We start from the raw sequence: 26,335 nt of genomic DNA, 5'->3' as shown, positions 1-26,335 counted from the left end.
AGATTTCTTCAGAATGGAAAGGGATTATATATCCCCACTAATTATTTTAATCCTCATAAAAAATCTCCGTATAATAACATGTATAATAATGATAAATATGACAAGGACAGGCTTCTGAAGGCAACTTTTAGAATGAAAATAATAAGGAACTTAGAATGCTGAAAACCTTCAACCTTATGACTGAATAGACGGCAATTATTTCCTTCAGGAATATTCGTTAATCATCAATCGGTAAACGCTGCCAAAAAGCCATGCGGCAGACCAGAAAGCCGAACAGCCTGATGCAGAGCATACTGTAATGCTAAGAGCATATGTAATAAGAGCATATGTAATAAGAGCATATGTAATAAGAGCATATGTAATAAGAGCATATGTAATGCTATTATGTTCCTGCAGTGCTGGCTTATGAGCTGGAAAATGACAACCCTTTGTTATGCTTCTGGAACAAGCCTCTATATATATGTACACATGCAATTATGCTTTCCCTGAAGCTGTATTATATTCAGAAGGAGATAATTTCATAGTATATTACCTGTTACATATTACAATCAGCGCATAATTCTCAGGAGGCTTTGCCTGCCTTGATATTGAAAAATGCAGCGATAAGGTATACCAATACATTATAATAAGCCTTCTCACGATAGAAAAGCGGTGGAACGCATGAAGATAAACGATAACTGTGTAGGGTGCGGCCAGTGCGCTTCTTTTTGTAAAAAGGGAGCAATAGAAGTAAGGGGAAGAGCACGGGCTACCGATGCCTGCGTGGAATGCGGGATGTGCATTCCCTACTGCCCTGTGAAAGCAATCGAGGTTCCGGCATGAAAACGATTGTTATCGGTGCAGGGCTTGGAGGGCTTTTAAGTGCTGCCCGTTTATCAAAAGCAGGGCATGAGGTTGAGGTTTTTGAACGGCTCCCTGTTACAGGAGGCAGGTTTACCAATCTCAATTATAAAGGATTCCAGCTTTCAAGCGGAGCTTTCCATATGCTTCCGAGTGGGCCCGGAGGTCCTCTCGCCCTGTTCCTCAAAGAAGTCGGAGCCAGTGTAAATATAGTAAGGTCAGAGATGACCACTGTACGCGTGCCGCTTAAGAAAGGAAATCCGGACTACGTGAAAGGCTTTAAAGATATTTCTTTTAATGATTTTCATTCTCTTCTTTCCTATAAAGACCGCATGAAAATAGCCCTTTTAATTGTGAGCACAAGAAAGAACCGCCCTTCAGGAAGCACCCTTCATGCATGGATAAAGAGCCAGGTCAATGATGAATGGCTGATAAAGTTTGCCGACTCTTTCTGCGGATGGGCTCTTAGCCTGAAAAGCAATGAAGTCCCTGTAGAAGAGGTTTTTGAGATAATTGAAAATATGTACCGGTTTGGAGGCCCAGGCGTCCCCAGAGGGGGGTGCAAAGGGATTATCGATGCCCTTGAAGCCATCATTCTGGCAAATGGAGGGGAAATCCATACCGGACAGGAAGTCTCAAAAATCCTTGTTGAAAACGGAAAAGCTACAGGGATAGTTGCAGAAGGGAAAAACCATGAATCTGACATTGTTATCAGCAACCTCGGCCATGCTGCAACCGCTTTGCTCTGCGGTGAAGCTCTTTCCAGAGAAACAGGTGCGGAATACCTTAAAATGCTTGAGACTCTTCAGCCTTCCGCAGGCATAAAAATCTGCCTTTCAGCGAATGAGCCGCTTGTCGGGCACTCCGGAGTCCTGCTGACTCCCTATACAAGGCGAATAAACGGGATCAATGAAGTGACCCAGGTCGACCCGAGTCTGGCTCCCCCGGGAAAGCACCTCACAATGTGCCACCAGTATGTTGCTCCTGAAAATGTAAGGAATCTCGAATCCGAAATTGAAATGGGCCTTGCGGATGTCAAAGATATTTTCCCTGGTAAAAGATACGAAGTTCTGCTCATCCAGTCCTATCACGATGAATGGCCTGTGAACAGGGCCTGTTCCGGTACGGATCCAGGAAATGAAACTCCTTTTTCAGGGCTTTACGTTGTCGGAGACGGAGCCAAAGGAAAAGGAGGTATAGAAGTCGAAGGAGTCGCTCTTGGCGTGGTATCGGTTATGGGAAAAATCCTTGGTTGACGTCACAGGAGCAGGAAACCATATTTAGCAGGTGTTTCACATTCTATCGGAAAATTTTCCTTTCGTAACGTACTCAAAAAACGTTTTCATCCCTGTAACCAACATTTGCAGGAACCTGTGCGGTTACTGCGGCTTTAGACGGGAACCCGGACAGCCCGGAGCCCGGCTCATGAAACCTGAAGAGGTTATTTCCATTCTTGAGAACGGAGTAAAAGCAGGTTGTACCGAAGCTCTTTTCACATTCGGGGAACGGGCAGAAGAGATGCCGGGATACAGCACAATGCTTGAAGAGCTTGGTTATTCCTCGACCCTTGAATATGTGGTTTTTCTCTGTGAAACCGCAATCGATATCGGAATTCTTCCCCATACGAATGCAGGGATTATGACACGTTCCGAACTTAAGGCCTTAAAGCCCCTTAATGCGAGTATGGGGCTGATGCTTGAGAGTACGGCGGTTCTGGACGCCCATAAAGACTGCCCCGGAAAAATTCCCGAAAGAAGGCTTGAGACAATCCGGGAAGCCGGGAAACTGAAGATTCTTTATACTACCGGTCTCCTTATAGGTATAGGGGAGAACAGGGACGACAGGATAGAATCACTTGAAGCAATTGCGGCTCTTCACATGGAGTACGGGCACATTCAGGAAGTAATTATCCAGAATTTTGCTCCAAAGCCAGGGACAGCAATGGAAAATTTCCCCGGGCCGGCTGTTGAAGAGGTGATGGATGCTGTAGCTCTTGCAGCCCGGATCCTGCCTCGTGATGTGGCAATTCAGGTTGCTCCGAACCTCATAGATCCCAGGGCTCTTATCGCAAAGGGAGTAACAGACCTTGGAGGCATATCTCCTCTTACAATTGACTGGATAAATCCCGAAGCCGAATGGCCCGATGTAAAGGACCTGCAGGCAAAGCTCGGGGATATTCCGCTTAAAGAACGCCTACCTGTTTACCCTCAATATATCAAAAGAGGCTGGTATTCGGAAAGGATTGGCAGCCTTATCAGGCGGCTCTCGGATGATAAAGGGTTCAGAAAGCAGCCCGAAAAAGAGAATGCAGAGGACTGAAAAATGAACAGTAAGATTCCCGAAGATCTCATAGAACGCGCACACAAAGGGAAAAGCACAAAAGAAGACGCGCTTCTGCTCCTGGATGTACCTCCTTTCGAACTTTTCAGGTTTGCAGACGAACTCCGCGACCTGGCAGCAGGAGATACGGTAACTTACGTTGTAAACAGGAACATAAATTTCACAAGCCGCTGCGTAGGAACCTGCAGGTTCTGTGCTTTCAGGACAAATGATGGCAAAATCCTCAGCAATGAAGAAATTATGGAAAAGGTCAAGGAAGCCGATAAAGCAAATGCTACTGAGGTCTGTATCCAGGGAGGTCTTCTTCCTGATGTGGGCCTTGACTTTTATCAGGGGATTGTGGAAGCCATAAAATCCGAATTCCCGGAAATGCACATCCATTCTTTTTCACCGATGGAAGTCTATCATGCATCCCGCATCAGTGAAATTCCGGTAAAAGAAGCCCTGAGGAGGCTCAAAAGGAGCGGGCTTGATACCATGCCAGGGACAGCAGCCGAAATCCTTTCAGACCGCGTGCGGAAAATAATCTGCCCTGCAAAACTCAAAACTGCCGAATGGGTCGATGTAGTCAAAAAGGCTCATAAGGCCGGAATTCCTACAACTGCAACCATGATGTACGGGCATGTTGAAACTCTTGAAGAGAGAATAGACCATATGCTGATCATCCGGGATATCCAGAAAGAAACCGAGGGAATTACCGAATTTGTGCCTCTTCCTTTTATGCCTTACAACAATCCTCTTGGTGAAAAAATGATGCGGGAAGGCAGATATTCCACTCCGGGCCTTGAAGACCTGAAGATCTATGCAGTATCTCGTATCCTGTTACACGGGCATGTTGATAATATCCAGGCAAGCTGGGTGAAACTGGGAAAGAAACTTGCCCAATTTTCCCTCCACTGCGGAGTTAATGATCTTGGCGGTACACTAATGGAGGAAAGCATTTCCAGGTCCGCAGGTGCCTGCCATGGGGAAATGATTACTGTGGACGAGCTGGAATGGATGATCCATGGAGCCGGCAGGATTCCTAAAGAAAGGACAACCATGTACGGAGGAGCTCATGAGCTGGCTTCCAGGAACCATAGAAGGATCGCCGGGTGCGGGGCTTTTGAATAAGCCGGACAGCCGGAAATAACGGAACTAAAAAAGGATGATCGGATGTACACGAAAAAACCGACAACTCCCGAAGATGTAATTGAGAGGGCATATCAGGGAAAATGTACCAGAGAAGACGCCCTTCTCCTGCTTGAAGGAAACCCTTTTGAGCTGTTTGAGCTTGCCAACGATCTGCGTGCCAGTACAGCAGGCGATACCGTCAGCTATGTTGTGAACAGGAATATCTATATCACAAACAAATGCGTCGGAAACTGCGGGTTCTGCGCATACAGGACAGAGAAAGGGTATATCCTGAGCGTTGACGAGATCCTGAAAAAAGCAGGAGATGCAAAAAGAGCAGGAGCTGTGGAGGTCTGCATCCAGGGAGGATATACCCCGGAAGCTGACATGGAGTTCTATCTTGAGATTATAGAGTCAATAAAAGCTGAATTCCCTGACCTGTGCATTCATGCACTTTCCTCTATGGAAGTAAACTACGCGGCAGGGATCTCGGGCATGTCGGTTGAAGAAGCCCTGAGCAGGCTTAAAAAAAGCGGGCTCGATTCCCTTACCGGAACCTCAGCAGAAATCCTTTCCGACAGGGTAAGGAAGATTATCTGCCCTTCAAAGATCAATACCCGGCAGTGGATTGATACCATAACTGCGGCACATAAAATAGGGATTTCCACCAATGCCACGATTATGTACGGGCATGTCGAAACCCTCGAAGAACGCCTTGACCATGTATTCACTATCCGTGAAATCCAGAAAGAGACTGGCGGGTTTACGGAACTTATTCCTATGTCCTTTTTGCCCTATAATAACCCCATAGGGGAAAAGATGCTTGCATCCGGAAAATTCCCGAGCACAGGGCTTGAAGACCTGCAGCTCATAGCTATCTCCCGCGTAATTTTACATTCTCACGTTAAAAATATCCAGGCTACATGGGTGAAATTAGGAAAGAAACTTGCTCAGGTAGCTCTTATGTGTGGAGCAAATGACCTGGGAGGCACGCTTATGGAAGACCAGATTTCCACAGCATCCGGGGGCAGCCACGGAGAATATGTATCACCTGCAGAATTTGAATGGATGATAAAAGGGGCAGGAAGAGTTCCCATGCAAAGAGACACCCTTTACCGGAAGGTGGAACCCAGATTTTCGGGACAGGACAGCCTGATCCCTGATTATGCAAAGGCAAAAATAGTCAGTAGAGAGTGAAAAGCCTGAGAAAAGAGCTGCTTGGAGATATAAAATAGAATCTAGAGATATAAAATAGAATCAAAAAAGAGTCCCCCTGAAATAAAAATGAAAATGAAAAACGAAATTTGCAGGAGTCCAGATGAGAGCCGTAATCCCCTACAAGAAAGCCGGCGCAAAATCCAGGCTGTCACCTGTCCTGAACTTACAGGAAAGGGAAGAGTTCGTAGAACTTATGCTGAATCAGGTCATAGATTCCCTCAAAGAAGCCGGGATAGAAAAGATTGATATCCTCAGCCCTTCAGTCTACGGACTTGAGGTTATGGCTAGAGCGCGAGTCCTCCTGGACGAAAAAGACCTTAATGAAGCCCTTAACAGGTATCTCGAAGAAGCAGAAGAACCTGTCCTTATAGTTATGGCCGACCTTCCTCTCCTATCTAAGGAACACATAAAAGAGATAACTTCGACTGAGAAGGACATCTGTATCGTTCCCGGAAAAGGCGGAGGCACCAACGCCCTCTTTATAAAGAACCCCTCAAACTACAGGGTAAGATACTATGGGTCGAGTTTTCTAACCCACTGCTCGATTGCAGAAGATTCAGGTCAGAACTTTGAGGTTTACGACTCCTTCATGGCGGGCACGGATATAGATGAACCTGAGGATCTAGTAGAACTTCTCATACATGGAAAAGGACCTGCAAAGAACTATATAGACCGGAAATTTAAACTTGAAGTCAAAAGAGGAAGGGTTGGACTGGTCCCATACTGAGCAAAAAGTAAAAAATATATCTGCCAGAAAAACTGGCGGTCCCGTTAAAACTTGAGGTCTTTCGCATTTTTTTACTTATCGGCTTTTCTTTTTCTTCTTTTTTATTGCGGGAAAGGTCGCTCTCCTTCGTAGAGCGTGTTATGAACGGTCAGGTAAAATGAAGTTCGGTTGTGCTGGTTAAATTAGTATTCTCCAACCATGCTGATCCATCTGTCTTTGCCTTTCTTAAGCTTATGTTTGTAGAGGACTTGCCTATATATTGTTTTTCCAATAATTGTTTTCAGTCTTTGATTTTTATTTTTTCTGTTTATATTTGTTTTTCGGTAATTTCTGCTTTCAGGTATTTTTTGCCTTGAAAAATAGGTTTAAATATTAATAACAGGTATGATCTGTTGTTAGTTCACAATTGTGAATATTTGCTGAAATGGCGGAATGGCTACGCGATGGACTGCAAATCCATTATACCCCGGTTCGATTCCGGGTTTCAGCTTAGGGGTAATTTATGGACATAAGAACACAAAAAACATTTGAGGCACTTTTTGCCCTTGAGGATATCCGGGAGACCCTCAGACAAACACTTCCGAATATCACAAATCCGGAAGAAGAACACTCTATAAAAGAAGGAGTGAACAGAGTCAGGAAAATTCTGGATGATATAGAAAACGGTACCGGAACCCCGGAAGTAAGGAAAATAGCTGATTCTATTGATATCCGGTCAAGAGAAGAAAATTACATCAATATACAGCCAATCCAGGCAGCTGGAAGGCTTACGCCCGAGGCACGAAAAGCTCTCATAGCATATGGGGACGGCTATTCCACATGTGACGCATGCCGTAAACCCTTCAGGCTGGACAAAATTACCAATCCTCCCGTTGCCCCGTTTCATGAACAGCTAGCCAGTTTCGTTAACATGGATGTTGCTCGTGTAGTGCCCGGTGCAAGGCGTGGTTTTCAGGCAGTGGCATCCACACTCGTAAACAAAGGGGATTCTGTCCTGGTTTCGGCCCTGGCTCATTATACTGAATTCCTAGCTGTCGAGGAAGCAGGCGGAATAGTAAGGGAAATTCCTTTGGACGAAAATAAGATCGTAACGGCAGATGCTACTGCTGAGAAGATCGAAGCCGTCAGACAGGAAACGGGCAAACTTCCTGTACTTGTGATGATTGACCACTTTGATTACCAGTATGCCAATGAACATGATGTAAAAAGCATAGCAAAAATTGCACATCAATATGATATTCCTCTCCTGTATAACGGCGCATATACCGTAGGTGTCATGCCAGTCGATGGAAAGGATATTGGTGCTGATTTTGTCGCGGGTTCAGGCCATAAAAGCATGGCATCTCCTGCACCCTCCGGAGTGCTGGCAACAACCGAAGAGTGGGCTCCTAAGGTATTCCGTACGACTCAGATGACCGGAGATCTCACAAAGCGCAAGTTTGGCGTAAAAGAAGTAGAGATGCTGGGCTGCACACTTATGGGATCGACATTGCTGGGTATGATGGCTTCTTTCCCTGCTGTAAAGGAGAGAGTGAAAAACTGGGAAGAAGAGTTGAAAAAATCGAACTATCTGATTGATGGTTTGCTTGCCATTGAAGGCAGCAGAGTTGTTTCAGAGTACCCTAGAAAACACACCCTGTCAAAAGTTGATACCACTGGCAACTTCGATGTAATAGCACAGAACCATAAGCGCAGAGGTTTCTTCCTTTCGGACGAACTCTCAAGCAAAGGCATTGTCGGAGAATTTGCAGGGGCTACACGCGTGTGGAAGCTGAACACATACGGGCTTTCCTGGGAGAAGGTTCGTTACGTGGTGGATACATTCGAGGATATTGCTAATAAATATAAACTTAAGGTAAATAAGGGAACTTCAGACGAAAATAAACTTCAGATTAGAAATTCAGATAAAAAAGGGGATTATTCTAATGGCTACAAATAAATACAAACTCGGAACACTTGCCCTTCATGCCGGACAGAGTCCTGATCCAACCACAGGATCGCGTACAGTACCGATATACCAGACAACATCATACGTTTTCCGTGATGCGGATCATGCAGCCAACCTTTTCGGTCTTAAAGAGCTTGGCAATATCTATACCCGTCTGATGAATCCTACAACTGACGTGTTCGAACAGCGCATAGCTGCAATCGAAGGCGGGACCGGAGCCCTCGGGGTTGCGTCAGGATCGGCAGCAATAACTTATGCCCTATTGGCAATTACCCGGATCGGGGACGAAATAGTATCAGGCAATAACCTCTACGGAGGAACCTATGAGCTTTTTAATTATACTTTTCCAAAGCTGGGGAGAGAAGTAATATTTGTAGACTCAGCCAACCCCGAAGCATACCGCCAGGCTATTACGGAAAATACCCGGGCTGTTTACATAGAGTCGGTAGGAAACCCGAAGCTTGATGTTCCGGATTTTGAAGCGATTGCAAAGATTGCCCATGAAGCAGGAGTTCCTCTTGTTGTGGATAACACGGCTGCCGTAGGGCTTGTCCGCCCCATTGATTACGGAGCGGATATAGTCGTACATTCTGCAACCAAATTCATAGGCGGGCATGGGAATTCAATCGGCGGTTCAATAGTTGATTCTGGAAAATTCGCATGGAACAACGGGAAATTCCCGGAATTAACTGATCCTGACCCAAGTTATCACGGCCTGAAATACTGGGATACGTTTTCGGATTTCCCTGGGCTTGGAAACGTCGTTTTAGTCTTTAAGATAAGGCTGCAACTCCTCAGGGACACAGGTGCTGCTATTTCACCTTTTAACTCGTTCCTGCTGCTCCAGGGGCTTGAAACTCTGCACCTGAGAATAGAGAGGCATGGAGAAAATGCCCTTAAAGTAGCAAAATACCTGTCAGAGCACCCGAAGGTTTCATGGGTCAACTATCCGGGCTTACCTGACCACCCGAGCCATGAGCTTGCATCAAAGTATCTCAAAGGCGGCTACGGTGCGCTTCTGGGCTTTGGCGTAAAAGGCGGCGCAGAAGCAGGAAAACAGTTTATTAACTCTCTGAAGCTGTTTTCACATGTTGCAAACATAGGCGATTCCAAGAGCCTTGTTATCCATCCAGCAACCACCACTCACCAGCAGTTAACTCCTGAGGAACAGGCAGCAACAGGTGTCACACCGGATTATATACGTCTGTCCGTAGGTATTGAGGATATAGATGATATAATCGCAGACCTCGAGCAGGCTCTTGAGAAAGTGTAACCTGCATACATCTACAAACTTCATTCATATTCCGGACAATATATTATAAGAGACAGAAATCTTTTTTATCTTTTTTATTTTTGCATGGGCAATAGCTTATCACATTCTATTTTTCTCCAAGATAATTATAGGAATTTAACATAGTTTCTCATATATAATCCAAAGAGAAGAATATAATATAACTATGGTAAATGAGACTGAAAAAAGATCAAAAATTCCGGAAGCTCCATGAAAATTACTGTGAGCAGGAATGGCCTATATATCGTAACCGGTGAAGTTCCACTTATAGTCTCGGAAATTCACAGTGATGAGAAGGCAACTGCATAAACTGGCGGGAAATTAAAAGGTGACCTTTGAAGGAGCAGTATGCTCTGTGCCGTGCGGTCATTCGCAAAAGAAACCTTTCTGTGACGGGACGCATACAGAGATTCACTTTGACGGAACAGAGGCAGGAGACTATAAACCCTACCGTGAAGGTGCGAAAGTTATTTCTGGTCCCGTTCTGACTCTAACCGACAATAGACATTTCTGTGTGCATGCCGAATTCTGTTTACGAGCAGGCGGAATAGGAAGCTTGTTACTAAATCCGATAACCCAAAGCCAGGGATATAGATATTAAAAAATTGTTCAACTATCCCTCCGGCAGGCTGGAAATTCTGGACAACTCCACAGGGAAGGTAATTGAGCCGGAATTCGAGAAGTCCATAGACGTTGTTGAATATCCATCCTGCAACGAACAGGGCCCTCTCTGGGTACGCGGTGGAATACCTGTAGAATCTGCAGAAGGCAGAAAGTACGAGATCAGGAACCGTGTCACTCTGTGCAGGTGCGGAAAATCGAAGAACAGGTCTTTATGAGATGGTAGCCATTTTGAGAAATAAGGACAAAAGTGAGGCTGGTCTAAGAGAGTTCAGGCGCCAGATATTAAATTACTGGTGGTTCATGTGAAAGACGAAATCTTTGAGCAAATCCACAAAAGCTTGACTGTGGAACAAATAATGACTCCAAAAGAGGAATTTTATTTCTATCCTCAAGATTCAAAATCTCATAAAGAGATAACTATCTTCCCCATAAAAAATGAAGACGGGTCAATCCTTAGATATTTTGACAGCAAGGGTTCCAGAGAGCATTATATATTGCCGAATAAGATGGTTTCAAAAGACCTGGATATAATGTCTCTAATCAAGATGCTGGATAGAAACTCTTTTTTCTTTGTAATTCACGCTGAGATTGTAGGAATAGTTACTGTTGCAGACTTAAGGAAAGGGGCTGTAAGGATGTTCTTTTATATGCTTCTTTACAGGCTGGAAAACCAGATGAAAACATTTTTCAAGGAAAAAGTGTCTGAAGAGAAATTTATAGAACTTGCAAAACCCAAGTGCAGGTCACAAAATAAGGTATATGAACTCTCTGTTTTTGAAGAGTGCAGCTTTTACGATTACCTGGTAGCCCTGAAAAATTATGATGCTTTTAAGCAAAAACATGGTTTGTCGATAAGAGATGTTGAACAATTCGGAGGCCTTGATAAATTCAGGAACTGGATCATGCACCCTTCAAGGGAAGAAGTCAAAATGAAGATAGACTCAGACATTGAGTATAACCGTTACCTGTTCAAGCAACTCGATAGAATTCAGAAGCTAGAAATATTATTGCAAAACTCGTAAAGTTTCTTTTATCCAAAAATTACGCGCTCTTCAACTAAAAGGACATTGTATATTTGTCCACGATGATAGCCTCTATGTTCCCTATCTTCAGGATAGAGCTATAATTTTCAGATCATTAACTTTAACTCTTAACTTTTTCACGAACACTTATTTTTAATTTGATAAATCTCCTTCTTTGTGTGACTCTCCACCCAGAACCTGCGATATCAAGGATGACATTGAAATTTTAACCCTTTTTTTCTTTTCCTGAGCAAACATACAGCCAGATCATTGCTTATCAGTCATTTTTCAGGATTAAATAAAACTCTTCAGGATATTTTACAGTACTCAAGTCCAGATCGCAGTGTGAGAACACAATGTTTTTATAAATTAAGAAGTATGCATAATTCACAATTGTGAATTGAATCTTAGCTAATTTCTCAGTTAGTTAATTACCAGGCGTTTTCCAATACTAAGAAAAATCCAAAAGCAATAAACCTGAGATTTCTATTCAGGGATACTTTACAGTATATTTGTACTAATACAACAATAGATAAGAATACTTTTTTGCTCAATTAGAGAATAAATTATCCCTTTTGTACTTGCTTACTGGGTTTGAGCCAAAAGGTTTAAAAAGAAGGGCTCTGTAGAAAACCTATCTAAATAGGTTGCAATAAACCGAAAATTAATCCATAAAAAGAGTTCAGTCCATTCAGTTCAAATTAATGAATACTTTTCATCTCCGAGGATTTCTACAGAGCCAAAAGAAGGAGTCCTTTTATGGAGATGGTGATTCACAATGAGGGATCGTTTTTGTTGATAATGAATCTGTAAACAGTAATCCGGATGAAATTAGCTACGAAAAACTCGAGAAACTGCCTCCGTCTGCAAAACTGGTGTTTAAGACGCTTGAAGCAAATGGGCAGATGACACAGAAAGATATAATTCGTGAAACAATTCTTCCTTCACGTACAGTCAGATACGCATTGAGCAGGCTCAAGGAAGAAAAGATTCTGCTGGAACGTTTTTATTTCCCTGACTCACGCCAGAGCCTTTATGAAATAAAAGGGCAGGTGAGCAACGCTCTTACAGCATGAGTTAAAAGTGTTCTTTTTTCCAGGAAAGTCAAACTGGATCAGGATTAAATTCTATTTCAAGAGGTATAACTAAACCTCATTTTTTTTTCTAAATCATCGATATTTAACGTTATTCCATTATTTGGCTGATTTTATTTGAATTACCAGTTAAATCTTTTTTTATTTTTTTGTTTTTATCTTAAACTGGATTGAGGTTTCTTGACCTTATTCATTGTTAAAATTATAAATTTAAAATAATCCTCCTGAGCGAGTAGACGAATGAAGAGTACATATTCCTGTTGTGATGACATCGAAATTACCAGGAAATCTTCGATTTCCTGCAATTCCTGCGCGAAACCCGGAAAGAACAGTGAGCTCGGAAACATAATTGGGAAAGAGAAACCCGAAAAGAGAAATTCGAGTGTCAAAAGTTTTAAATAAATTACTATAAATTAAGCTATGAACAAAAAAATCAATTATTCACTGATATTATTAGTTTTCAGTTCTTAATCGATAAATCCATAACAATCCTGATAGGCCCGGGAGTTTATTCCCTGAAGAGGTGAGCAACTGAGATCTTTTACGAATGAAGAAAGAGAGATCATAAAAAGAAATATTATAGACCGCGGAAAGGACTGCTTTGCCAGGTACGGAGTTAAGAAAACCGGCGTAGAGGATCTTACCGAGGGGCTGGGTATTTCCAAAAGTTCTTTTTACTCCTTTTTTGATAGCAAAGAAGATCTCTTTTTGCAGGTTTTTAAAGAGGAGCAGGAAGCTTTAAGGGAAAGCATACTGGAAAACTCTTTCCTTAAATACAGGACTGAACCCGATAAAGCAATCAGAGCTTATCTTCAGCATGTGCTTAATATCGTTAATAGCCACCCCATATGGAGAAAAGTTTTCATCGAGAAAGAACACCTTGAACTGAAAATTCTCCGGTCTTCAGAGGAAGAAATCAAAAAAATTTGCAGAGATAATGTGGAAACGATTCTTCCTTTTTTCGAAGAATGGTCAGCAGCTGGCCTTTTAGTTGACAAACCAGCCAGGATTCTTGCCGAAACAACACAGGCAGTTCTTTCTATCATCCATTTCAGGAACGAAATCGAGGAAGATGATTTTCCGGAAATCATGGATATTTTTATTGATCTCCTTGCCGAGTATGTCGTAAGAAAGGAGGGCTAGAGCTTCGGATGGGATCGAAAGAAAAATTTCATTAGAAGGTCAGTGTCTTCAAAAAACTGGACTTGTACGAAAATAGTTTAGAATTATTGATTCAGAACTGTTATTACTTGTGAATGATGAAACAGGTTTTACGTTCTTATTCAAAAAATTGAATCGCAGCAGTTCCCTTTAAAAAGCAAGAAATATAATTTATAGATATATAATATTGTTAGATTAATACAGGATTCGCTGGAAGAAAATTTCATACTGAATATACTGAACGCGCCAGCGTGATAGAGCCAATAACTTTAAAGTAGATAAATGCATTAATTGTGGAAACTATTCACAAGAGTAAACGCCTTAAACAAATCAATCTTGATTCGAGCCTTATCTTCCTGAAATGGAGATTTTAGTAATACAGGAAGAGCCTGGAAGGCTGGAAAAATCTTTATCAATGAATTATATAACTTTAAAATATAATTTAAATCAAACTTCCAAAAATATGTTTGATTCCTCAGTTTAAATAGTATGGCATCGCGTTTTCAGGCCTTTCTATTTACACTGAATGTTTCTGTCTAATACAGTATATGCTGTAAATATCGTGATTTGCCTTTAAATTTGACAGGTGAGCTGGTGAGCATCAACATAAACAGATATAAGTGTGGATATTGTGGGGCCTGTGTGGGAGTTTGCCCTAAAGGAGCACTCGAACTTGTAGAAACCTGGATTGAAGTAGATGAAAGTGTCTGTATCGTGTGCGGGATATGTGATCGCATCTGCCCTGTGGGAGCAATCGAGGTAATGAAATGAAGGACAGGTATGATGTACTGGTTATAGGAGCCGGTCCTGCAGGTTCCATTGCTGCAAAAACAGCTGCAGAAAAAGGACTTGATGTACTTTTAATTGAAAAACGCCAGGAAATAGGTGATCCTGTACGCTGTGCCGAAGGTGTTAACAAAGAGTACCTTAAAAAACATGTAGAAATTGATAAGCGGTGGATCTGTGCTGACCTTAAAGGCTCCTATATTTTCTCTCCGAACGGTACTAAAATAGAGATGGCTGAAGAAATCTCCGGGGGAGAGGTCGGCTATGTGCTTGAAAGAAAGGTCTTTGACCGCGCTCTTGCGGAGCAGGCTGCCGCCGCCGGGGCGGAAGTCCGGGTAAAAACAAGAGCTACAGGTCTTATCATTGAAGACGACTTCGTAAAAGGAGCCAGACTTATGCATCTCGGAAAAGAGTATGAGGTGCGTGCCGGAATAGTAATCGGGGCTGACGGAGTCGAGTCAAAAGTGGGCAGATGGGCAGGAATTGATACAGCCCTGAAACCCGTAGATATCGAGACCTGTGCCCAGTATCTAATAGCAGGTGCGGATGTAAACCAGGAATACTGCGAGTTCTACATAGGAAGCGAAATCGCACCCGGAGGCTATGTATGGGTTTTTCCTAAAGGAGAGGGCAAAGCCAATGTGGGTATAGGTATCATCGGGAGCAAAATGGGAAAATTCAAGCCCAGGCCTGTCGATTATCTGGATAAATTCCTGCAAAACAGGTTCCCTGATGCCCGTGTAGTCGAGATGGTTTTTGGCGGAGTTCCGGTATCAGGCAGCATTGAGAAAACCTCAGTTAACGGGCTCATGCTTGTAGGAGACGCTGCACGCCAGTCAGACCCGATCACAGGCGGAGGGATATTAAATGCTATGGATGCAGGGAAACTGGCTGGAGAAGCCGCTTATGAAGCCATATCTGCAGGAGACGTCTCTCTTGAAAAGCTTGAAGAGGTATATGAGAAAAAATGGAGGGCTACAGTAGGGCATGACATCGATATGAGCCTTATCGTAAAGAACTGCTTTATCAACCTTACTGACGCTGACCTTGACTCTCTTGCCTATTCATTAAAAGACGTTAAATTCGAGAGAATGAGTCTTCTTGACCTGCTTCAGGCCCTTTTCAGAGCCAATAAAAAGCTTCTCTGGGATCTCCGTGTGCTTTTCAAGGATGCAGCAAAGGAAGTAATAAAAAGCAAAACATAATTTTCGATGCCTGTTCTTCAGGCATTTTTTATTCTATTCTATTTGATTTTATTTGATTTTTTCCACTTTATTTTATTTGATTTTATTTGATATGATTTGATTTTATTTTATTTTATTTGATTCTATTTTTTTCTTTCTACTTGATTTTCGATTTTTTTATAAAGCTTTTATGCAAGCCCTGTTTTTCTAAATCCATGCTTTCTCATGTTATTTGATTTTAAAAAATTATTTATTTTTAAGGAATTATTTGTTCCAGAATTCTGGCGTAAATAATAAAATAACTGTATAGACTTCAAGCCTTCCAATCCACATATTTGCAATCAGGACTAATTTCCCCAGAGGAGGAATCGGGTCAAAAGAAGCCATGGGGCCTACAACATTAAAGCCAGGGCCTATATTCCCCAGAGTAGCTATGGAGGCAGTAATAGAAGTTATAATATCCATACCCAGTACCGAAAGGATAAGGGCGCTTGATATAAAGATAAGAAGATAAATTACCACAAAAGAAAATATGGAATTTATTACTTCATCCGGCACATTTTTATTATTAAATTTTACACTTTTTACGGCTCTCGGGTGAAGTGCCTTAAAAAGTTCTATTCTTCCGTGCCTGAGGAGCATAAGGATACGCACAACCTTAATGCCTCCACCTGTGGACCCTGCACAACCGCCAATAAACATAACAAGCAAAAGTACCATTTTTCCAGACTCGGACCAGAGGTTAAAGTCTGTTGTGGCATATCCGGTAGTGGTCATTATGGAAACTACCTGAAAGATCGAAAGCCTGAACGAATCAAAAAGGCCTGTACCGAGATCGCGGTAGAGCAGCAGGGTTAAAAGCCCGGTTGCCGAAAGGACAAGAGCGGTATAGAACCTGAATTCATCATCTTTAAGAAGAAAGTTCTTGTCAACATAAATCGCTCTGTAGTGAAGGGCAAAGTTCGCCCCTGCTGCAAACATAAAAAAAGTTATTATGAACTCTACCAGAGGACTGTTAAAAGCTTCAATACTTCGCCCATAGTTTGAGAAACCTCCGCAAGCCATTGTGGTAAAAGTATGATTTACTGCGTCATACAGTGAGAGCCCTGCAAGCAGGAGGGCAATGACCTGAGCAAATGAAATTACAAAATAGACCATCCACAGGATCCTTGCGGTTTCCCTGATTCTTGGTTTCAGCTTATCCTCAGTCGGACCCGGGGCTTCAGCCCGGAAGAGTTGGCGGCCTGCAACTCCGAATTTTGGCAGGATAGCAATGAAAAGCACGATAATACCCATACCTCCCAGCCACTGCATCATACCTCGCCAGAAAAGGATACCTTTCGGATAGCTTTCTATATCGGTAAGGATCGTCGAGCCTGTTGTGGTAAAGGCAGACATGGACTCAAAGAGGGCGTTGAGTGGAGAAATTCCTTCAAGCATAAAAGGGATTGATCCGAAGACTGCAACAGCGAGCCAGCCAAGACCGACGATTGCAAATCCTTCTTTGCGCATCCATTCTTCATCTGTTTTGTATGAGAGCAGGATCAGGCCGGTAAGAACGGTTACTATTATAGATACAAGGAAAGGCGTTATGCTTTCCCCGTAATAGTACGCAACTCCCAGAGGAATGGCCATGAGTATCCCGAGAAGCCTGAGTAAACCGCCAAGCACGTAAAATACAATTTTTATGTTCATGTCTATCCTCTGTTTTTGCAGCCTAGAACTTTTTTAATTTATTAATATTTATATCTTACTGAAACATTTTTCTACAGGGGCAGCGGAAGAGAAAGTTCGTATTTGTTCTTTATTTAAATAATTTTTCAACAGACCTGACAGCGGAAGAAAGAGCAAAGACAATAACTCTATCCCCTTCCCGGATCACAAAATCTCCTCTGGGGATAATGACATCGTCACCATGAACCACCATGGTAACGATTGAACCTTTAGGGAATTTAATCCTGCTGAGCGGCTTTCCCACAATTTTTGATTGCCCTGATGCAGTGTACTCAATGATTTCCGCTTTTTCACCCTCAAGTGTTGCAAGAGCTTCTATGCCTTTTCCCATGGTAAGTTTAAGAACTTCATTTACCGTTGCTTCTCTCGGGCTTACTGCAATGTCGATCCCCACCATTTCAAAAAGAGGCACATAATCAGAGCGGTCAGCCCTTGCTATTACTTTCTTGGCACCCATTTGCTTTGCAAGCAGGGAACAGAGAAGGTTTTTTTCATCGTTATCAGTGACCGCAATAACAACGTCCATATCCTCAATACTTTCTTCCCTGAGAAGGTTAACATCGGTACCGTCCCCATTGAGCACAAGGGCATTTTCCAGCATCTCGGCAACTTCTATGCAGCGGCTTTTCCGGTATTCGATTATCTTGAGATCCGAATTCTCATCTTTATCTATAATCTTGGCGAGGTAAAAACCTACAATTCCACATCCTATCAGGAGAATTCTATTCCTATGCGGCTCTACGTTCCCGAAAACCTTCTCCAGGTCTTCCATGCCCCTGGGCTTGCCCACGACTACCACGTGGTCGTTTGCTTTAATCAAATCATCACCACGCGGGATTATTATTTCGTTATCCCGAAAAATAGCACTGACAATGCAGCAGTCATCGAGATTGAGGTCATACATGTGCCTTCCGACAAGCCTGTTGTCAGGACGGATGGCAAACTCGGTCATCTTGACTTTTCCTCCGGCAAACATTTCCGCGTCTATTGCAGAAGGATTGGAAAGCACATCAGCAACTTCAGAAGCGAGAGCGAGTTCAGGACATATCATAACATCCACTCCTACCTGAGCTCTGGATGTAACAGGCACATCTATGTAGTCAGGGTTGCTGACCCTGGCAATAGTTTTCGTTTCTTTCCAGCCCGGATGGGACCTTAAGATTAGCTTTGCAGTCATACAGGCAACGATATTAACCTCATCTACTCCTGTGACAGCAACGAGGATATCCACATCAGGAAGGACACTTGCCAGAATATCCGCATTTGCGCCGTTTCCTTCCACTACCTGAACGTCCAGTTCATCCGCCCTTTTCAGGGCATCTTCATCGTTTTCTATGACAATCACATCATGTGTGAGGGAAAGAAACTTTGCTATATGATATCCAACTTCACCTGCGCCGATAACCACCGCTTTCATGAGATTTCCTCGAAGAAAAGACCGTTTCCAGATAAAATTGCTCTTGCTTGCTTAAGTAGTCTTTGGAAAATGAATTCGCGGCAAGGGGAATTTCTAACAAATAATGTAATGTAAAAAAAATGAAAAAGAAATTAAAGATGAAAAATTGAGACCGATAGAAGTTAAACATAGTTGTTAAGGATTAAAGATTTATATTCATTATCGGAAAACAGGAGCCGAGAAAAGGAATCCTGAAAAATCAGGAGCATCTTTCCCGAGTCTGTAAAAAATTCATTCAGGAATGCCAGAAATCACTTGTAAAGAGTACAAGTACAGTATAAACTTCAAGCCTGCCGACCCACATATTGTTTATAAGTATAATTTTTCCCAATGGAGGAAGTGCTGCAAAGTTTGCCATAGGCCCGACTACGTTAAAACCGGGCCCTATATTCCCGAGAGTCGCAATCGAAGCAGTGGCAGAACTGATCATATCGACGCCAAGTAAAGTCAGGAGCATTGCGCTGAAGATAAAAACTAAGATATAGATCACAATAAAAGACATTATGGACTGAATGATATCATCAGGCACTGCTTTATTGTTAAATTTGATTGGCCTGATAAGTCTTGGGTGAACAAATTTAAACAATTCTCTCCTCGCATACTTTAACACCAGCAGAAAACGCACAACTTTCGGGCCTCCGCCCGTAGAACCTGCACAGCCTCCTATGAACATGACTGCAAAAACCAGAACCTTTGCAGAATCTGTCCACAGGTTAAAGTCGGTTGAAGCAAAACCCGTAGCTGTCATGATAGACGTAATCTGGAATATGGCATAGCGGAAAGAGTTGAAAAGGGAAAATTCCATATCTTTGTACAGAATCAGAGTGAGCAGGCCTGCAAACCCCAGGAGAATAAAGGTATAGGTCCTGAACTCCTCATCTTTAAGAAGAAAGTTCTTGTCAACAAAAATCGCCCTGTAATAGAGTGCAAAGTTTGCTCCTGCTGCAAACATAAAAAAAGTGAGAATAAATTCTATAAGAGGGCTGTTAAACGCTTCAATTCCAAGGTTATATGGGGAATAACCTCCACAGGCCATGCCTGCAAAAGTATGAGTAAGGGCATCATACATGGACATCCCTGCAAGCATCAGTGCAAGAACTTCAATTGCGGAAATCAGGATATAAAGTGCCCACAGGATTTTTGCCGTATCTTTTATCCTTGGTTTGAGCTTGTCTTCGGTAGGGCCAGGGGCTTCAGCCCGGAAAAGCTGGCGGCCTGCGACTCCGAGCTTAGGCAGGATTGCTATGAAGAGCACGATAATTCCCATGCCGCCCAGCCACTGTGTAAAAGACCGCCAGAAAAGAAGACTTCTTGAATGGCTCTCAATATCCACAAAAATTGTCGAACCTGTTGAAGTAAAACCTGACATTGTTTCAAATACGGCGTCAATAAAGGGCACTCCCTCAAAAAGGAAAGGAATTCCACCAAAAATAGCTGCTGAAAGCCACGTAAGAGCTACAATGGCAAGAGCTTCTTTCTGCTGCCATTCTACGCTGCTTTTAATGCTTGTAAGGAACAAACCAACAAAGAGAGTTATGAGAATGGAAACAATGAATGGTTTCAGTGGCTCATGATAATATAAAGCCACTAAAAGTGGAACAAGCATTGTAAAAGCCAGAAGTACCAGAATTTTCCCCAAAGCATTAAAAACAGCTTTGTTATGCATAAAAACTCCTGTCCCGAAGAGCTTACTTGAAGAACTTTTCTACTTCAGAAGCAGCTGAAGCCATTGAGAATATGACTACACGGTCTCCTTCACTGATTATGAAATCTCCTCTCGGTATTATAGTTTCCTGTCCGCGCACTACCATGTTGATAAGAGATCCTTTAGGGAACTTTACTTTGTTTAAAGGTTTGCCTACAATCCTGGATTTATCGGATGCTGTATATTCTATAATCTCAGCTCTCTCGCCTTCGATGGTTGTGAGTGTCTGTATTCCTTTCCCCATGGTAAGCTTGAGGACTTCATTTACGGTTGCTTCCCTTGGGCTTACAGCCATATCTATACCGACCATCTCAAAAAGAGGCAGGTAATCCGAACGGTCCGCCCTTGCAATCACTTTTTTCGCCCCAAGCTGTTTTGCAAGCAGGGCGCAGAGCAGGTTCTTTTCATCGCTGTCAGTAATCGCAACAACAACGTCCATATCCTCAATATTTTCTTCCCTTAGAAGACCGACGTCAGTACCGTCCCCATTGAGCACAAGGGCGTTTTCAAGTATCTCGGCAACCTCTATGCAGCGGCTTTTGCTTTGCTCAATAATCCTGAGGTCGGCATTTTCCTCCCTGTCGATCAGTTTGGCCAGATATAAGCCTACAATCCCGCATCCAATAAGGAGGATCCTGGTCCTATGAGTCACTTCACTCCCGAAAACGCTCTCAAGGTCTTCCATTGCTTCCGGCTTGCCCACAACCACCATGTGGTCATTTGCCTTGATTAAATCATCTCCGTGAGGAATAATTATTTCGTCTTCCCTGAATACTGCACTGACGATGCAGGAGTCTGCAAGCCTGAGGTCCTGCATCTGCTTCCCAACAAGTTTGCTTCCGGGGCTTATTGCAAATTCGGTCATCTTGACTTTTCCTTCGGCAAACATTTCCGCGTCTATTGCGGAAGGGCTTGAGAGTATATCAGCTACTTCCGAAGCAAGTGCAAGTTCAGGACAGATCATAAGGTCAACTCCAACCTGAGCCCTTGATGTAACAGGCGAATCTATGTAATCGGGGTTGCTGACCCTTGCTATTGTTTTTGTATCCTTCCAGCCGTTTTTGTTTTTTGTAATAAGCTTTGCAGTCATGCAGGCAACGATATTAACCTCATCAATGCCTGTGACAGCTACAAGAAGATCAGCATTCTGAAGCACTCTTGAAAGAATTTCTGCGTTTGCTCCATTCCCTTGAATTACGAGCACGTCAAGTTCGTCTGCCCTTTTTGCTGCTTCTTCATCTTTCTCTATAATTACAACATCGTTTTTAGGGGAGAGGGCTTTTGCAATATGATAGCCTACTTCCCCTGCACCAATAATTACAGCCTTCATAGAACACCTTCAAAAAAACTGTTTTTAACGATTCTACCACTGCAGGAATTCTTATACAAAAAGCGATGATCACAGGCTTTACCAGTATAATATTGACTGAAATGAAATGAATTGAAATGAAAAGGATTGAAATAAAAAGAACTGAAATGAAAAGGATTGAAATAAAAAGTACTGAAATGAAAAGGATTAAGGTCAGAGTAACCGGGGTAAAAATTGATAGAGTAGAAGTAATTAAAATCAAATTAAGTAATGCAAAAATAAATAAAAAGAAGTTACAAGGCATAATATCGAAATTTAATTTGCTGCCAGACACGTAATGAGTTAAAGTAGTGTTTCTCAGCGTATTGACCATCTCTGGGAATTGAACGTTTTGCAAACCAGGATCTTTCAAGCCTATGCTTTTATGAAATAACTATGGTTCTTACACATAGAATTAAAAAGGTATATATAAATGTTTTTCAGGCCTCCTGTACAGGAAACAATCTGAATATAAAAAGAATCCTGTATGAAGAATTATAACAAAAAAAGGTTTAAAAGGAAAAAGACGTAGAAGCCGTAAAAAATATGGATAAACAGGCGAATGTTAGCAGAGGCTTACATTCAACCTTCAAAAGCGTCCTTTACCTTTTCAAAAAGTCCTTTGCTTTTCTTGGATTTTTCGCTTTTTTGTTTCTCAGGCCTGTTCCTTTCCTCTGCTTCGGTCTTTTTCCCATTGCTCAGGTATTCGAACTGGCGAAGAAGTTCTTTCTGTTCTTGAGTAAGCTTTGTGGGAGTCTTGATTATTACCCTGACGAGCTGGTCTCCTTTGCCGTGCCCGTGCAGGCGCTGTATGCCTTTCTCTTTGAGCCTGAATACGGAATGGGTCTGGGTTCCGGAAGGAATGTTCATTTTGACCTGGCCGTAAAGGGTATCTACCATCACATCTGCTCCGAGCGCAGCCTGTGTGAAGGATACCGGCAATTCGGAGATTACGTCATAATCGACCCTCTTGAAATACCTGTGTTCCATCACATGGATAACGATATAAAGGTCTCCGGCAGGTGCTCCAGGTTCTCCTGCATCTCCTTCCCCGCTGAGCCTGAGGGTCATACCCGAGTCTGCTCCTGCAGGCACATTGACTGTTATTTTTCTCTTATTCCGTACTCTGCCCGCACCGCTGCATACAGGGCACGGAGTCTCGATTATCTGGCCCCTGCCGTGACAGGTGCTGCAGGTTGTGGTGCTCACGAATTGCATTCCGAGAGTCGAACGGGTGGTACGAATCTGCCCTGTGCCGCTACAGGTAGGACAGCGCTTTGGGCTTGTGCCCGGTTTTGCCCCTGTGCCTGAACAGGCAGAACACCTTTCAGTCCTTGGAATATCGATATCCTTTCGGACTCCGAAAGCAGCTTCTTCAAAAGTTACATAAAGGTCGTACTGAAGATCCGAGCCCCTCCTTGGACTCATGGGTCCGCCTCTTCTGCCGCCTCCGAAAAACATTTCGAAAATGTCTCCGAACCCGCCGAAGTCCGCGCCCCGGAAGATGTCTTCCGCACTGTACTGGTTGTCTATTCCGGCATGTCCGAAGCGGTCGTACTGAGCCCTTTTTTCTGTATCTGAAAGAACGGCGTAAGCCTCGGATATTTCCTTGAATTTTTCCTCAGCCCCTGGATCTTTGTTTCTGTCAGGATGGTACTGCAGGGCAAGCTTCCGGTATGTCTTTTTTATGTCTTCGACTGAAGCGTCTTTGGATAATCCGAGAATTTCGTAATAATCACGTTTGGTAGCCATCAGGATTCCCTGTTGTTTTAAAAAAATAAAGGAGCGGAACCTGAAACCAGGTTTCCGGTCGTGCCCGGGAATTCCCAGGCGATTTTTGTTAGTGTTAATTCTTCTTCAATTACTTACGCTTTTCGTCGTCAACTACTTCGTAGTCAGCGTCAACAACATTTTCATCAGGACCTCTTGCGTCAGGGCCACCTTCTGCGCCTGCGCCACCTGCAGCCTGTTGAGCCTGCTGGGCTTTCTGGTACATGGCTGTTGAGATCGGGTATACGGTTTCCTGAAGGGCTTCGGTCTTTGCCTTAATATCTTCTGCGTCCTTGCCTTCAAGGGCTTTCTTCAGGTCTTCAATTGCGGCATTGACTTTTGACTTCTGGTCCTCTGTTGCCAGGTCTCCTGCTTCCTTTATGGTCTTTTCCGCAGCATTGATAAGAGCTTCGGCATTGTTTCTGGTCTCGACTTCTTCCTTTCGCTTCCTGTCTTCTTCGGCGTGCAGTTCTGCATCTTTGACCATGCGCTCGATTTCGGAATCTGTAAGTCCGCCAGGCTTCTGGATGGAAATGGACTGCTGCTTGCCTGTGCCCAGGTCCTTTGCACTTACGTGCAGAATGCCGTTTGCGTCGATGTCGAAGGTAACCTCGATCTGCGGTATGCCTCTCGGAGCCGGGGGTATTCCGTCAAGGGTGAACCTTCCCAGGGTCTTGTTCTCGGAAGCGATTCCACGCTCTCCCTGAAGCACATGAATCTCGACCGAAGGCTGGTTATCAGCAGCAGTTGAGAAGATCTGGCTCTTTTTGGTCGGAATGGTAGTGTTCCTCTGGATGAGAGGGGTCGCAATACCTCCGAGAGTCTCGATACCCAGAGTAAGGGGAGTAACGTCGAGCAGGAGGACATCTTTTACCTCTCCGCCGAGGACTCCTGCCTGAATGGCTGCACCGATTGCAACTGCCTCGTCAGGGTTGATGTTCTTGTAGGGCTTCTTGCCTGTGAAGTTTTCCACAAGTTCAACTACTGCAGGCATTCTTGTTGCTCCTCCTACAAGGATCACTTTGTCAAGGTCGTTTGGTGTAAGCTTTGCATCGCTGAGTGCCCGGCGCATGGATACAAGTGTCTTTTCCAGTAGGTCCTCAGTCATTTTCTGGAACTGGGCTCTGGTCAGGTCAATGTCCATGTGCTTTGGCTCACCGTCAGTGCCTACTGTCAGGAAGGGGAGGTTGATGTTTGTGCTTGCGACTCCGGAAAGCTCGATTTTGGCTTTTTCAGCGGCATCTTTCAGGCGCTGGAGCACAGCCTTGTCTCTGGAAAGGTCGATTCCTTCCGATTTCTTAAATTCTGCAAGAAGGTAATCTATAATGCGCTGGTCGAAGTCATCTCCTCCCAGATGAGTGTCCCCGCTTGTGGATTTTACTTCAAAGACTCCGCCTCCGAGTTCCAGAATAGATACGTCAAAGGTTCCGCCTCCGAGGTCGTAGACAAGGATTTTCTGGTCCACGTCTGCTTTGTCAAGCCCGTAAGCAAGGGATGCAGCTGTGGGTTCGTTTATAATTCTCAGGACTTCGAGCCCTGCAATTGCTCCTGCGTCCTTTGTAGCCTGCCTCTGTGCATCGTTGAAGTAAGCAGGGACTGTAATGACAGCCTGTTTGAGTGTCTCTCCAAGATAAGCTTCAGCATCTGTTTTGAGCTTCTGGAGGATCATTGCAGAGATTTCCTGCGGGGTGTACGCCTTTCCGTTAAGCGTAACTTTGTAATTGGCTTCTCCCATGTGCCTTTTGATGGAATAAATGGTGTTCTCCGGGTTTGAAATAGCCTGCCGCTTTGCGACCTGTCCCACGAGTTTCTCTCCTTTCTTGGAAAACCCAACAACTGAAGGAGTTGTCCTGCTGCCTTCGGCATTCGGGATTACGACAGCTTCTCCGCCTTCCATCACTGCCACACATGAATTGGTAGTACCAAGGTCAATACCCAGTATTTTTGCCATGTCGTTTCCTCTAATAAATTATCAAATTGTATTTGGATTCCTGATAGCTTTTGTTAGATTGAAGTTAATTTCCGGCTGAACCGCCTGGTAAAATATTTAATAAGTTGGTTGAGTCTGATTAATGAATTCTGTTGATCAGTTTAAGTTCTGTATTAGTCTAACTTCTATTGATCAGTTTAATTACTCAAATTCAATAATTACTTAGTTTGATTTAGCCAAATTATTTAGCCTGGGAAATTAAAATTATTTCCTGCTAAATTAGTAATTCAAGTTATTTAATAAAGTTCTTCTGTTACTTATAGAATTTCAAATAACTGGCTCTGGCTCTTTATTTCTCTGTCTCGTCAGGATTTCTTGCTACAGAAACAAGAGCTGGCCTGACGACCCTGTCGTTCAAAGTATATCCTTGTTTATAAACATCAACAATAGTATTGTCCGGAACCTCTGTGGTTTCTACGTGCTGGATAGCTTCATGCCTGTGAGGGTCAAACTCGCCTGCTTTTTCGCATTTTACCCTTTCAAGCCCGTACTTTTCAAGGATAGAGAAAAACTGTTTTGAAAGCTGTTCGATTCCGCTTACTATTGAACCCATATCCTCTGCAGTCCGTGCAGATTTCAGGGCGCGGTCGAAGTTATCCGTTACTTCGACAAAGTCAAGGAGCACCTGTTCAAGTACAGCTTTCCGGTTTTCTTCCATCTGACGGGCGGTCCGTTTTCTGAAGTTATCAAAATCCGCTGCAAGCCGGAAAAGCTGGTCCCTGAGAAGTTCGTTTTCTTCCCCGCAAGCAGTTTCCGGGCTTTTCTCAGCCTCGGTACTTACAGGTTCGTTTTCAGGACTCACTGTTGTTTCAACGGCTTCTCGAGCCGAAGATTCAGAATTCCGGGCTTCGGAATTTTCAGCTTTTGTCTGTTTTTCTTCTTTGGAATCCATATTTTCCTTTTTACTGGACTTTTTCATGTATCAATCCCCATGAAATTATTCTAACGGTTTCGCTCGTCCTGATCTGTGATTGTTTGTAATTC

General features: G+C 43.3%; 23 protein-coding genes, 1 tRNA gene and 1 pseudogene. 18 read left to right on the top strand and 7 right to left on the bottom strand.

Going from position 1 to position 26,335, the window contains the following annotated elements:
• Window positions 1-660: 660 nt before the first annotated feature.
• From RSJ42_RS10005 to RSJ42_RS09925, 17 genes and pseudogenes are all read left to right on the top strand, one after another.
• Window positions 661-822 carry a 4Fe-4S binding protein gene (locus RSJ42_RS10005; protein ID WP_048133022.1) on the top strand — a complete coding sequence of 54 codons (162 nt, stop codon included), beginning with the start codon at window positions 661-663 and terminating at the stop codon, window positions 820-822.
• Entirely contained in the window at window positions 819-2,096 is a 1,278-nt protein-coding gene (locus tag RSJ42_RS10000) for a phytoene desaturase family protein (RefSeq protein WP_410507151.1), read from the top strand. The genes RSJ42_RS10005 and RSJ42_RS10000 overlap by 4 nt, the downstream gene beginning before the upstream one ends.
• 40 nt (window positions 2,097-2,136) lie before the next feature.
• The gene (gene cofG / locus RSJ42_RS09995) at window positions 2,137-3,159 is read left to right on the top strand and encodes a 7,8-didemethyl-8-hydroxy-5-deazariboflavin synthase subunit CofG (RefSeq protein ID WP_410510352.1); all 1,023 of its coding nucleotides are present in this window, start codon (window positions 2,137-2,139) and stop codon (window positions 3,157-3,159) included.
• A 3-nt stretch (window positions 3,160-3,162) separates the two neighbouring features.
• A complete protein-coding gene (gene cofH / locus RSJ42_RS09990; RefSeq protein ID WP_410507150.1) occupies window positions 3,163-4,293 on the top strand; it encodes a 5-amino-6-(D-ribitylamino)uracil--L-tyrosine 4-hydroxyphenyl transferase CofH in 1,131 nt (376 codons plus the stop codon).
• A 42-nt stretch (window positions 4,294-4,335) separates the two neighbouring features.
• On the top strand, window positions 4,336-5,490 hold the full coding sequence (gene cofH, locus RSJ42_RS09985) for a 5-amino-6-(D-ribitylamino)uracil--L-tyrosine 4-hydroxyphenyl transferase CofH (RefSeq protein WP_410507149.1): 1,155 nt from the start codon (window positions 4,336-4,338) through the stop codon (window positions 5,488-5,490).
• A 121-nt stretch (window positions 5,491-5,611) separates the two neighbouring features.
• A complete protein-coding gene (cofC, locus tag RSJ42_RS09980; protein WP_410507148.1) occupies window positions 5,612-6,238 on the top strand; it encodes a 2-phospho-L-lactate guanylyltransferase in 627 nt (208 codons plus the stop codon).
• Window positions 6,239-6,656: 418 nt separating this feature from the next.
• A tRNA-Cys gene (locus RSJ42_RS09975) sits at window positions 6,657-6,728 on the top strand.
• A 12-nt stretch (window positions 6,729-6,740) separates the two neighbouring features.
• The gene (gene pscS / locus RSJ42_RS09970; protein ID WP_410507147.1) at window positions 6,741-8,177 is read left to right on the top strand and encodes an O-phospho-L-seryl-tRNA:Cys-tRNA synthase; all 1,437 of its coding nucleotides are present in this window, start codon (window positions 6,741-6,743) and stop codon (window positions 8,175-8,177) included.
• The gene (locus tag RSJ42_RS09965) at window positions 8,164-9,459 is read left to right on the top strand and encodes an O-acetylhomoserine aminocarboxypropyltransferase/cysteine synthase family protein (protein WP_410507146.1); all 1,296 of its coding nucleotides are present in this window, start codon (window positions 8,164-8,166) and stop codon (window positions 9,457-9,459) included. Before pscS ends, RSJ42_RS09965 begins: the two co-directional genes overlap by 14 nt.
• Window positions 9,460-9,805: 346 nt before the next feature.
• Entirely contained in the window at window positions 9,806-10,078 is a 273-nt protein-coding gene (locus RSJ42_RS09960; protein WP_410507145.1) for a hypothetical protein, read from the top strand.
• A 4-nt stretch (window positions 10,079-10,082) separates the two neighbouring features.
• Window positions 10,083-10,316: a CDGSH iron-sulfur domain-containing protein gene (locus tag RSJ42_RS09955; RefSeq protein WP_410507144.1), complete on the top strand. Its 234-nt coding sequence runs from the start codon at window positions 10,083-10,085 to the stop codon at window positions 10,314-10,316.
• A gap of 87 nt (window positions 10,317-10,403) precedes the next feature.
• The gene (locus RSJ42_RS09950; protein ID WP_410507143.1) at window positions 10,404-11,123 is read left to right on the top strand and encodes a hypothetical protein; all 720 of its coding nucleotides are present in this window, start codon (window positions 10,404-10,406) and stop codon (window positions 11,121-11,123) included.
• An 875-nt stretch (window positions 11,124-11,998) separates the two neighbouring features.
• Window positions 11,999-12,199 (top strand): winged helix-turn-helix transcriptional regulator, encoded by a 201-nt coding sequence (locus RSJ42_RS09945; protein ID WP_410507142.1) that lies wholly within the window; start codon window positions 11,999-12,001, stop codon window positions 12,197-12,199.
• A 549-nt stretch (window positions 12,200-12,748) separates the two neighbouring features.
• Window positions 12,749-12,874: pseudogene (locus tag RSJ42_RS09940) on the top strand (TetR/AcrR family transcriptional regulator); the annotation flags it as partial.
• A 51-nt stretch (window positions 12,875-12,925) separates the two neighbouring features.
• Entirely contained in the window at window positions 12,926-13,360 is a 435-nt protein-coding gene (locus tag RSJ42_RS09935; RefSeq protein WP_410507141.1) for a TetR family transcriptional regulator, read from the top strand.
• A gap of 612 nt (window positions 13,361-13,972) precedes the next feature.
• Window positions 13,973-14,149, top strand: coding sequence for a 4Fe-4S binding protein (locus tag RSJ42_RS09930; protein WP_048140861.1), 177 nt, complete (start codon window positions 13,973-13,975; stop codon window positions 14,147-14,149).
• Window positions 14,146-15,369, top strand: a complete 1,224-nt coding sequence (locus RSJ42_RS09925; protein ID WP_410507140.1) for a digeranylgeranylglycerophospholipid reductase — start codon at window positions 14,146-14,148, stop codon at window positions 15,367-15,369. Before RSJ42_RS09930 ends, RSJ42_RS09925 begins: the two co-directional genes overlap by 4 nt.
• A 243-nt stretch (window positions 15,370-15,612) precedes the next feature.
• On the opposite strand, the gene RSJ42_RS09920 is transcribed toward RSJ42_RS09925, so the two are convergent.
• The 4 genes from RSJ42_RS09920 to trkA (RSJ42_RS09905) all read right to left on the bottom strand — a co-directional run bounded on the left by RSJ42_RS09920 (window position 15,613) and on the right by trkA (RSJ42_RS09905) (window position 21,573).
• Window positions 15,613-17,043 carry a TrkH family potassium uptake protein gene (locus RSJ42_RS09920; RefSeq protein WP_410507139.1) on the bottom strand — a complete coding sequence of 477 codons (1,431 nt, stop codon included), beginning with the start codon at window positions 17,041-17,043 and terminating at the stop codon, window positions 15,613-15,615.
• 109 nt (window positions 17,044-17,152) lie between these two features.
• Window positions 17,153-18,499, bottom strand: coding sequence for a Trk system potassium transporter TrkA (trkA, locus tag RSJ42_RS09915; RefSeq protein WP_410507138.1), 1,347 nt, complete (start codon window positions 18,497-18,499; stop codon window positions 17,153-17,155).
• A 274-nt stretch (window positions 18,500-18,773) separates the two neighbouring features.
• On the bottom strand, window positions 18,774-20,204 hold the full coding sequence (locus RSJ42_RS09910; RefSeq protein ID WP_410507137.1) for a TrkH family potassium uptake protein: 1,431 nt from the start codon (window positions 20,202-20,204) through the stop codon (window positions 18,774-18,776).
• A gap of 22 nt (window positions 20,205-20,226) precedes the next feature.
• Window positions 20,227-21,573 (bottom strand): Trk system potassium transporter TrkA, encoded by a 1,347-nt coding sequence (gene trkA, locus RSJ42_RS09905; protein WP_410507136.1) that lies wholly within the window; start codon window positions 21,571-21,573, stop codon window positions 20,227-20,229.
• Between the two features lie 116 nt (window positions 21,574-21,689).
• Here trkA (RSJ42_RS09905) and RSJ42_RS09900 point away from each other — a divergent pair, with 116 nt between their 5' ends.
• On the top strand, window positions 21,690-21,890 hold the full coding sequence (locus RSJ42_RS09900; protein ID WP_410507135.1) for a hypothetical protein: 201 nt from the start codon (window positions 21,690-21,692) through the stop codon (window positions 21,888-21,890).
• A gap of 283 nt (window positions 21,891-22,173) precedes the next feature.
• On the opposite strand, the gene dnaJ is transcribed toward RSJ42_RS09900, so the two are convergent.
• The 3 genes from dnaJ to grpE form a co-directional block, all read right to left on the bottom strand.
• Window positions 22,174-23,343 (bottom strand): molecular chaperone DnaJ, encoded by a 1,170-nt coding sequence (gene dnaJ / locus RSJ42_RS09895; protein WP_410507134.1) that lies wholly within the window; start codon window positions 23,341-23,343, stop codon window positions 22,174-22,176.
• A gap of 109 nt (window positions 23,344-23,452) precedes the next feature.
• Entirely contained in the window at window positions 23,453-25,312 is a 1,860-nt protein-coding gene (gene dnaK, locus RSJ42_RS09890) for a molecular chaperone DnaK (protein ID WP_410507133.1), read from the bottom strand.
• Between the two features lie 328 nt (window positions 25,313-25,640).
• Window positions 25,641-26,270, bottom strand: a complete 630-nt coding sequence (gene grpE, locus RSJ42_RS09885; protein WP_410507132.1) for a nucleotide exchange factor GrpE — start codon at window positions 26,268-26,270, stop codon at window positions 25,641-25,643.
• Between the last annotated feature and the right edge of the window lie 65 nt (window positions 26,271-26,335).

Origin of the sequence: Methanosarcina hadiensis (assembly GCF_046529725.1) — an archaeon.
Classification (GTDB): Archaea; Halobacteriota; Methanosarcinia; order Methanosarcinales; family Methanosarcinaceae; genus Methanosarcina; species Methanosarcina hadiensis.
The sequence above is the reverse complement of the archived record's forward strand: the minus strand, read 5'-3'. Positions and strand labels throughout refer to the sequence as shown.

What these genes read in the sequence shown, in the direction of transcription:
- RSJ42_RS10005 (WP_048133022.1), top strand. Translation starts at nt 661, where the DNA reads ATGAAGATAAACGATAACTGTGTAGGGTGCGGCCAGTGCGCTTCTTTT.
- RSJ42_RS10000 (WP_410507151.1), top strand. Translation starts at nt 819, where the DNA reads ATGAAAACGATTGTTATCGGTGCAGGGCTTGGAGGGCTTTTAAGTGCT.
- cofH (WP_410507150.1), top strand. Translation starts at nt 3,163, where the DNA reads ATGAACAGTAAGATTCCCGAAGATCTCATAGAACGCGCACACAAAGGG.
- cofH (WP_410507149.1), top strand. Translation starts at nt 4,336, where the DNA reads ATGTACACGAAAAAACCGACAACTCCCGAAGATGTAATTGAGAGGGCA.
- cofC (WP_410507148.1), top strand. Translation starts at nt 5,612, where the DNA reads ATGAGAGCCGTAATCCCCTACAAGAAAGCCGGCGCAAAATCCAGGCTG.
- pscS (WP_410507147.1), top strand. Translation starts at nt 6,741, where the DNA reads ATGGACATAAGAACACAAAAAACATTTGAGGCACTTTTTGCCCTTGAG.
- RSJ42_RS09965 (WP_410507146.1), top strand. Translation starts at nt 8,164, where the DNA reads ATGGCTACAAATAAATACAAACTCGGAACACTTGCCCTTCATGCCGGA.
- RSJ42_RS09925 (WP_410507140.1), top strand. Translation starts at nt 14,146, where the DNA reads ATGAAGGACAGGTATGATGTACTGGTTATAGGAGCCGGTCCTGCAGGT.
- RSJ42_RS09920 (WP_410507139.1), bottom strand. Translation starts at nt 17,043, where the DNA reads ATGAACATAAAAATTGTATTTTACGTGCTTGGCGGTTTACTCAGGCTT.
- trkA (WP_410507138.1), bottom strand. Translation starts at nt 18,499, where the DNA reads ATGAAAGCGGTGGTTATCGGCGCAGGTGAAGTTGGATATCATATAGCA.
- RSJ42_RS09910 (WP_410507137.1), bottom strand. Translation starts at nt 20,204, where the DNA reads ATGCATAACAAAGCTGTTTTTAATGCTTTGGGGAAAATTCTGGTACTT.
- trkA (WP_410507136.1), bottom strand. Translation starts at nt 21,573, where the DNA reads ATGAAGGCTGTAATTATTGGTGCAGGGGAAGTAGGCTATCATATTGCA.
- RSJ42_RS09900 (WP_410507135.1), top strand. Translation starts at nt 21,690, where the DNA reads ATGAAAAGGATTGAAATAAAAAGAACTGAAATGAAAAGGATTGAAATA.
- dnaJ (WP_410507134.1), bottom strand. Translation starts at nt 23,343, where the DNA reads ATGGCTACCAAACGTGATTATTACGAAATTCTCGGATTATCCAAAGAC.
- dnaK (WP_410507133.1), bottom strand. Translation starts at nt 25,312, where the DNA reads ATGGCAAAAATACTGGGTATTGACCTTGGTACTACCAATTCATGTGTG.
- grpE (WP_410507132.1), bottom strand. Translation starts at nt 26,270, where the DNA reads ATGAAAAAGTCCAGTAAAAAGGAAAATATGGATTCCAAAGAAGAAAAA.